At 67.1% G+C, this 7,285-nt stretch carries 7 protein-coding genes; 1 reads left to right on the plus strand and 6 read right to left on the minus strand.

The features are described from left to right. The 5 genes from ACE3UY_RS10570 to ACE3UY_RS10590 all read right to left on the minus strand — a co-directional run. On the minus strand, window positions 1-629 hold a 629-nt coding region (locus ACE3UY_RS10570), incomplete at its 3' end, for a serine hydrolase (protein ID WP_374687494.1). A gap of 50 nt (window positions 630-679) precedes the next feature. Then, window positions 680-3,709 carry a SpoIIE family protein phosphatase gene (locus tag ACE3UY_RS10575; protein WP_374687495.1) on the minus strand — a complete coding sequence of 1,010 codons (3,030 nt, stop codon included), beginning with the start codon at window positions 3,707-3,709 and terminating at the stop codon, window positions 680-682. Between the two features lie 51 nt (window positions 3,710-3,760). After that, window positions 3,761-4,117 carry an STAS domain-containing protein gene (locus tag ACE3UY_RS10580; RefSeq protein ID WP_374687496.1) on the minus strand — a complete coding sequence of 119 codons (357 nt, stop codon included), beginning with the start codon at window positions 4,115-4,117 and terminating at the stop codon, window positions 3,761-3,763. Then, window positions 4,114-4,569: an ATP-binding protein gene (locus ACE3UY_RS10585; protein ID WP_374687497.1), complete on the minus strand. Its 456-nt coding sequence runs from the start codon at window positions 4,567-4,569 to the stop codon at window positions 4,114-4,116. Before ACE3UY_RS10585 ends, ACE3UY_RS10580 begins: the two co-directional genes overlap by 4 nt. A 67-nt stretch (window positions 4,570-4,636) precedes the next feature. Next, on the minus strand, window positions 4,637-4,981 hold the full coding sequence (locus ACE3UY_RS10590) for an STAS domain-containing protein (protein ID WP_374687498.1): 345 nt from the start codon (window positions 4,979-4,981) through the stop codon (window positions 4,637-4,639). A 207-nt stretch (window positions 4,982-5,188) separates the two neighbouring features. On the opposite strand from ACE3UY_RS10590, the gene queG reads away from it, so the two are divergent. Continuing rightward, entirely contained in the window at window positions 5,189-6,337 is a 1,149-nt protein-coding gene (gene queG / locus ACE3UY_RS10595; protein WP_374687499.1) for a tRNA epoxyqueuosine(34) reductase QueG, read from the plus strand. A 90-nt stretch (window positions 6,338-6,427) separates the two neighbouring features. Here the strand turns inward: queG and ACE3UY_RS10600 are convergent. After that, a partial coding sequence (locus ACE3UY_RS10600) for a uroporphyrinogen decarboxylase family protein (protein WP_374687500.1) occupies window positions 6,428-7,285 on the minus strand: 858 nt, incomplete at its 5' end.

Below are 7,285 nucleotides of genomic sequence, written 5' to 3' on the forward strand. Positions count from 1 at the left end.
CCGAACACGCGGCCCGTCTCGCGCAGTTCGGCCACAGCCCGCCGGTGCGCGCCCAGGTCGAAGTTGGGCAGGTAGAAGCGATCCAATTCGGCCAACGGGATCTGTTCCAGCGGGTTCAACTCTCCCGCGGCGACCGCCTCGGCGTAGGCGATAAGCGTGATGACCTTGGCCACCGACGCCAGTGGCAGCGGCCTATCGGCGTTCCAGTACACCCCCTCGGCTTCCTGGCCAAGCTGGTAGGCGACCAGGCCGACCGTTCCCGGCGCGTCCAGTAGCCATTCCAGCCCCGGCCAGGCCGTCTCGGGGACGAGCGGGCGCAGCACGTTCACGGCCGCGGTGTCCGGCGGGGGCGTGTCCGGCGTGGCGGCGATCGCGGGCAGAGCCGGCAGCCGTTGGCCGCAGGCGGGGGACAGGGGACCGGTGTAGATCGGCGTCGCCGTCGGACTGGGGGAAGGCGCGAGGGTAGGCGGCGCGGGCGTGGCGACTGCCGGGGCCGCTGACGTCACGCCCGCTGGCGCGGTCGACGTCACGGCGGCGCTCAGCGGCAGGTCGGCCGTCGCCGGCGGGCGGCAAGCGGCCAGCAGGACGATAAGCAGGAGTAGTGAGCAGAGGTGAATGGTGCGTCGCATCGGTTGGGTTGGGCGGGGACGGGGAGCGGCCCGCCGGCCAGGGTGGTTTTTTACCGCTGGTTCCCCGGCTTCATCGTCTGGCGCTTGACGACGATGAGCGTCATGTCGTCGAATTGGGGCCGCTGGCCGGTATGATCGCTGATGCTGTCGGTGATGTGCTGGACGATGGCCGCGGCCGGCTGGCGAGCATAGGCGCGCGCCGCCACCTGTAGCCGCTCCAGGCCGAACTCGTCGAAGTCCTCGTTCAGCGCCTCGGTCACACCATCGGTATAGAGGATCACCGTTTCGCCCGGCCGCAGATGGATGGACTGGCTCTTCATCTGCGTTTCCGGCAGGACGCCCAAGGCCATGCCGTGGCCCAGCAAAGCGTGGAAGGTCCCATTGGGTTGCATCAGCAGCGGCGGGTTGTGCCCGGCGTTGGCATAGGTGAAGCGCTCGGTAGCCGGATCCCACACGCCGTAGAACACCGTCACGAACAGGTCGGAGCGGGCCTCGCGCCCGATGATCTCGTTGGCGCGCATCAGGACGTGCGCCGGGTCGTCGTGGCTGAAGGCGACAGCGCGCAGAATAGTCCGGCTGAGGGCCATGAACAGCGCCGCCGGCACACCCTTGTCGGCCACGTCGGCGATGGCGATGCCCCACTTGTCGTCGCCCAGCGGCAGAAAATCGTAGAAGTCGCCCCCAACCTCGCGCGCGGCCCGCCAATAGGCGGCAACAGAGCAGCCGGGCATGTTGGGACTGGTGTCGGGCAGGAAGCTGGTCTGGATGGTGCGCGCCACGTCGAGTTCTTGCTGCATGCGCGCCCGCTCGGCCGACTCCTTGTAGAGCTGGTTGTTGACTACGGCCGTGGCCGCCTGCTGGGCGATGCCGTTCAGGATGTTGGCGCGGCGGCTCGAAAAGGGCGTGCGCCCCAGCCGCTCGCGCCGCAAGCCGACAATCTTGGCCCCCACCAGCCGGCCGCGTGCCACCAGTGGGAAGTTGTAGGCGATGGAGGTGTTCAGCACCGTTTCCAGCCACGTGGGAACCCGCAGCGCGTAGTGGGAAGCGCTGGGCAGCCGGGCCAGCGAGAAGTCCTGAGACATCTGCGGCGACATCGCCAGAAACTCCTCGCGGTCGATCTCCAGCGTCTCCACCAGGCCGCGCCCCATCGTGCTGACGCCATAGCTGGGGCCGGCCTGGAACAGCTGCCGCTCGTTGTCCCACACCAGGATGAAGACCGAATCGACGCCGACCAGCAGCGGCACCAGCCGCACAATGGTATCGAGAATCTCGTTCAGGTCGGTCAGGCTGTTGACCGCCTCGGCCACCTGTAGCAGAGCCGTGTTGACCCACGCTTCCTCTTGCTGGGCGGTGCGCAGATAGGCGCTCTCCAACGCCTGGGCTATCTGCCGGGCGATGTCCCGCATCAGTTCCTCGCGCCGCTGCTCGGTCGAACGCAGGGGCGCGTCGGGCGCTGGCTCGCGGCAGTCGTTGTCCAGGCCCAGATCGACCAGCATGACACCCAGCGTTTGGCCGGGGCCGCTCACCAGGGGGTAAAGGCGCAGGCAGCAGGCGGCGTGGGCGCTGCCCAGCCAGGCCGGCGCCTGGGCCGTGGTCAGCGGCAGCCGGCCGACGTGCACGGCGTCGAGCGGCCCCCAATCGCCGATGGATAGCTCTACGTCAGTGAAGGAATCGACTTCGTTCCCCGCCGCGTCGGCCAGCGCCGCGCCGTAGTAAACCTGACTCTCCTCGCTCCACAGCAGGAAGCCGCACAGATCGACCCCGGCCAGCAGCGGGGCCAGCCGGGCGACGGCGGCCAGCAGCCCATCCGGCTCGTCGTGCCGGCCGATAGCCTCGGCCACCTGGAGTTGGGCGGTGGTCACCCACGCCTGTTCCTGCTCGCGCACCAGTTGTTGCGCCTTGTAGATGGCGTTGGCGACGGCGGCGGCCAGCGTTTCCAGAATGCTCTGCTCGGACGCGCCAAACGCGCCGATCTCTCCACTCTGCACGTCCAGCACGCCCAGCAGTTCGTTGTTGACTGTCAGCGGGATAGCGATCTCCGCCTGGGTATCGAGGGACAGACCGGCCGGCGCGCCGTCGAAGTGGGCCAGGAAGCGTCCGTCCTCCAGCGTATTGTTGGCGACAACGGTGCGGCGCTCGGCGGCGGCCGTGCCGACGATGCCGCAGCCGATGGGCAAACACACCGGCTTGTCGCCGTTGGCCGCGCCGTCGCGCGCCGGATTGAGTTCGGCGAGGCTGCTGGCCTGGATGACCACTTCGCGCGTCTTCAGGTTTACGCCAAAGACGCTGACCGGGTGGAAACCGAAGGTGTGGCAGGTCAAGCTGACGACCTGCTCCAGCACTTCATCCAGGTCATCGACGGCATTTACCTGCCGGACGATCTCCGTCACCAGTTCCAGATGGGCGGCGCGGGTCTGGGCCTGGTCGAAGAGTTGGGCGTTGGCGATGGCTGCCGCGGCCTGATTGGCCAGGATGTTCAGCCGGCGCAGGTCCTGCTCGCTGAAATGGTTGGGGCTGGCGCTCTGGGCCATGATGAGGCCCAGCGTCCGCCCGCTGGTGATCAGGGGCACAAAGAGGGCAGAGCGGGGTGGATGGACACTTTCATAGGCGGGGCGGGCGGGCAGGCGATCCATCTCGCGCTCGAAGTCGCGCACGAGCAGCGGCTGCTGTGAGTTGCGCACCCAGGCAACCAGGCCGCCGCCCTCTGGCGCGGTCGCCGCCTGGGTGGAGTGCAGATCGAAAGATTGGGGGGCAGGCTGGGCGCGACCGTCGATGGTCCAATAGCGAATCTCGTAGTAGTGATCCTCGAACAGCCCGATCTGGAAGGTGCGGTTGTCGATGATCTGGCCCGCCTGCTCGGCGATCAGGGCCAGCAGGGCATCCAGGTCGAGTTCGGCGGCCACCAGCGCTCGCCCAGTCGCGCTTAGCGCCTCCAGTTCGGTCACACGCTCCATCAGCAAGTGGCGTGTGCGCCGGCGGCGCAGCCAGTAGGACAGCAAAAAGACGAGAAGAGCGGCGAGGATGGCCGGGGCGACGACGAGGAAGAGAAGACCGGCGTTCTCTTGCGCGAGTTGGGACATAGCCGACAGGCGGCCAGGCGCGCTCCTGACTCCGGAGAGCGACGCCCGGCGCTAGGAGCGAGTCTTGGGCCGGATCACCTGGCGCGCCCCGGCGCAATCTTCGTGGATGGTGAACACCTTGTCGAACCCGACCATGGTGAAGATCTCTTGCAGGCGCTCGTTCAGACCGCACAGGCTCAGGCTGCCCTGGGCGGCCTTGGCCCGCCGCCACGCGCTAACCAGGCAGCGCAGGCCGCCGCTATTGATGTAGGTCGTGTGTGTAAGATCGACAATGAGGTCGTAGTGCCCATTGTCGAGCAGGTCGTTGAGCGTCTCTTCCAGCTTGGGATTGAGGCTTTGATCGAGCCGGCCGTTGACGCCAATGAGCCATATCTCACTGTGGGGGAGTTTCTCCTGCCAGACGCTCATTTGTCTTCCTTTTGTAGCTTCTTGACCATGATCAGCATATTGCCCTGACGCCGGTCAGAAACGAAACGCACCTCGTCCATGAGATTACGGATAAAGTGCAGACCGAGGCCGCCGATCCGCAGTTGGCTGGTCAGTTCATCGGCCGTCGCGTCGCGGGTCGTGATGGCTGGCGGCGGGGGCACGTCGCCGGGGTCGAAAGCCTGGCCGTTGTCGCGCAGGACAATGGTGAACGCCTCGTTGGTCACTTCGTAGCTGATGACAATATTGCCCGCCCCCTCTTCGCCGTAGGCGTGTTCGATGATGTTGGTCGAGGCCTCGTCGCAGCACAGTTCCAGGTGGAAGATGGTATCATCGTCGAAGCCGGCTTTGGCGGCGCCATCGGCGACGAACTCGCAGATCCGCTTGATCTCCTTGTAGCGTCCGGGCACGGTTAAAACTTGTTCGGTGGTCATGGCGTGATGACGGCGGGCGAGAGGCGCGGCCGGGGAACGAACCCCGGCCACGCCATGCTCCGGTTCATCAGAAGCTGCCGACGGCGGCTGCTTCGTTCTCGTAGACGCCAAACAGCGAGTCCAGCCCGGCCAGGGCCAGCACCTCGACCACGCGCTCCGACGGGTTGGCCAGGCGCACGTCACCCCGAGCCTTCTTGCACTCGCGCAGCAGAGCGACAATGGCGCGCAGGCCGGCGCTGCTGATGTAATCGACCCCGCTCATCTCCAGCACCACGTTGTGCTTGCGGCTGGCTACTTCCTTGAGGACGTTGTCGAACTCGGCGGCGTTACTGCTGTCGATGCGACCGCTCACCCGTACCAGTTCCACGCGCTTCAGGTCTTCGACGTGAATGTCAATCATTGATTCGGCCATTGTGCTTTCGCTCCTGTTGCTACCGGAAGAAAAATCAATCCACAGATTTCGCACGGCTGTCCCCAGCCGCGATTACGCAGATTTTTGGGCGAGCACCCACGCGATCCGCGCGCCTTCACTGCAAGCAGGCGGATTATACCATAGGACGGACGGAAAAAGTCAATCGAGCGCGCCCGTGGTAATATTCGGTCAAGGATGGACACTACCATGAGCCTGACGGCGGCTTTGGTCGAGCGCGCCGCGGCGCTGGGCTTCAACCGGCTGGGCGTGCTGCCCGCCGGGCCGGCCCGCCGCCTCGACGCCTATCTGCGCTGGCTGGCGGCCGGAATGCATGGCGAGATGGGCTATCTGGCCCGGCCCGACCGGCTGGCCCGTCGCCGCGACCCCGGCGTCATCCTGCCCGGCGTCCGCTCGATGGTCGTCGCCGGCCTGGATTATTACACCGCCGACCTGCCGCACCAGTTGGCCGCCGACCCGGCGCGCGGCCGTTTCTCCAACTACGCCTGGGGGGTGGACTACCACGAGGTCATGACGCCACGGCTGGAGGCCCTGGCCGCGTGGCTGCGGGCGCAAGCTGGCGGTGAGACCGTGAGCAGCCGGGTCTACGTGGACACGGGCGCGCTGCTGGAGCGGGATCACGCCGAGGCGGCCGGACTGGGCTTCACGGGCAAGAATACCATGCTCATCGACCCGCGCCGCGGCTCCTGGTTCTTCCTCGGCGTGCTGCTGACCACGCTGCCGCTCGACTATGGCTTGCCCGCCAAGCCAGCATCGGCCGTGTCCCCACCGCAGCCGTCGTGCGGCACGTGCACGCGCTGCCTGGCCGCCTGCCCGACAGCGGCCTTTCCCGCCCCCTACGTGCTCGACGCGCGGCGCTGTATCTCTTATTTGACTATCGAACTCAAGGGTTGGGTTCCGCGCGAACTCCGGCCGCTCATGGGCAATTGGGTTTATGGCTGCGACGTGTGCCAGCTCGTCTGCCCGTTCAACCGCTTTGCCCGGCCAGTGGGCGAGACGGCCTTCTACCCGATGGATTGGGACGCCGCCGCGCCGCCGCTGCTAGCGTTGTTGGCGTTGGACGAAGCCGCCTTCGCGCGGCGCTACGCCGGCAGTCCGGTGCGGCGCATCAAGCGCGCCCGCCTGGTGCGCAACGCCTGCATCGCCGCCGGCAACTGGGGCAGCGAGATGGCCGCGCCGGCGCTGATCGCGCTGCTGGACGACGGTGAGCCGCTGGTGCGCGGCCACGCCGCCTGGGCGCTGCACCGCATCGGCGGCCCGGCGACGCAGGCAGCCCTATCAACCGCCCTGGCGACGGAGACCGACAACGACGTGCGGCGCGAATTGGCAGGGGGGTGAGAAGATCTCACGCAAAGAACGCCAAGAGCGCTAAGACCGCAAAGAGACAGGATTCTTCTTGGCGTCCTTGGCGTTCTTTGCGTGAGCCTCTTACTCCGCTGACTCTCGCAAGGCGCGGATGTTACGCAGCGGCGTGGTGGCCATGATAACGCAGCCCGTGCCCAGCACCAGCCGCCGGCCGTTCGTCTGCGCCCGGGCGTCGCGCGCTTCCTCCCGCGTGCCGTCCGGCCCTTCCTGGTGGATCGTCCACTGTGACACACCGCCGCTGGCCGCGCCGCCGAAGCGTTGCAGCCCCTCCTCCAGGGAGATGCCGGTGTCCCGGTCGTGCCAGTTGAGCAGCGGCACGGGGTAATCGGCGATCAGGTCGAACATGACGCGCGAGCCATGCAGGTGAACCATGTTGCACCACAGGTCGCCGGCGCTCTCCAGCACCCGCAGGTCATAGGGACGGCCGAACGTCTCGTACTCCTGCCGGCTCAGCAGCGGGTAGGCAGCGTGCTGAATGGCGTAGTAGATACCGGCGATACCCGTCTCGCGCGCGGCGTCGATGAAGCGGACGATGCTCTCGGTGATTGCCTCCAGGCCACGCCGGATGTCGTTGGGACTGTGGCGCAGATGGCTGAGCACCGCCTCGTTGCCGGCCAGATGCTTGGCTACTGACAGGGGCGCGAACACCGTTGCCAGAAAGGGCGTCTCGCCGCGCAGCCCCTCGCCGACCCGCCGCAGGGCGTCGATCTGCGTCGCCAGCATGCCCCGGCCGGGGTCGAGCGGCTCCAGCGCCGCCCAGTCGGCCGGTTGGCGGACGGGCAGATGGGTGGTTGTGCGCGTACCCTCGATGTGGCCCTCCCAGCGGTCGGCCATGCCCCAATCCACCACGGAATAGCTGCTGGCCGGCGAAACCTTGACCAAATCCCAGTCGTAGTCGGCCTGCCACTTCAACTGCGCGGC

The organism is Promineifilum sp. (SeqCode), assembly GCF_041918635.1.
GTDB lineage: Bacteria > Chloroflexota > Anaerolineae > Promineifilales > Promineifilaceae > Promineifilum.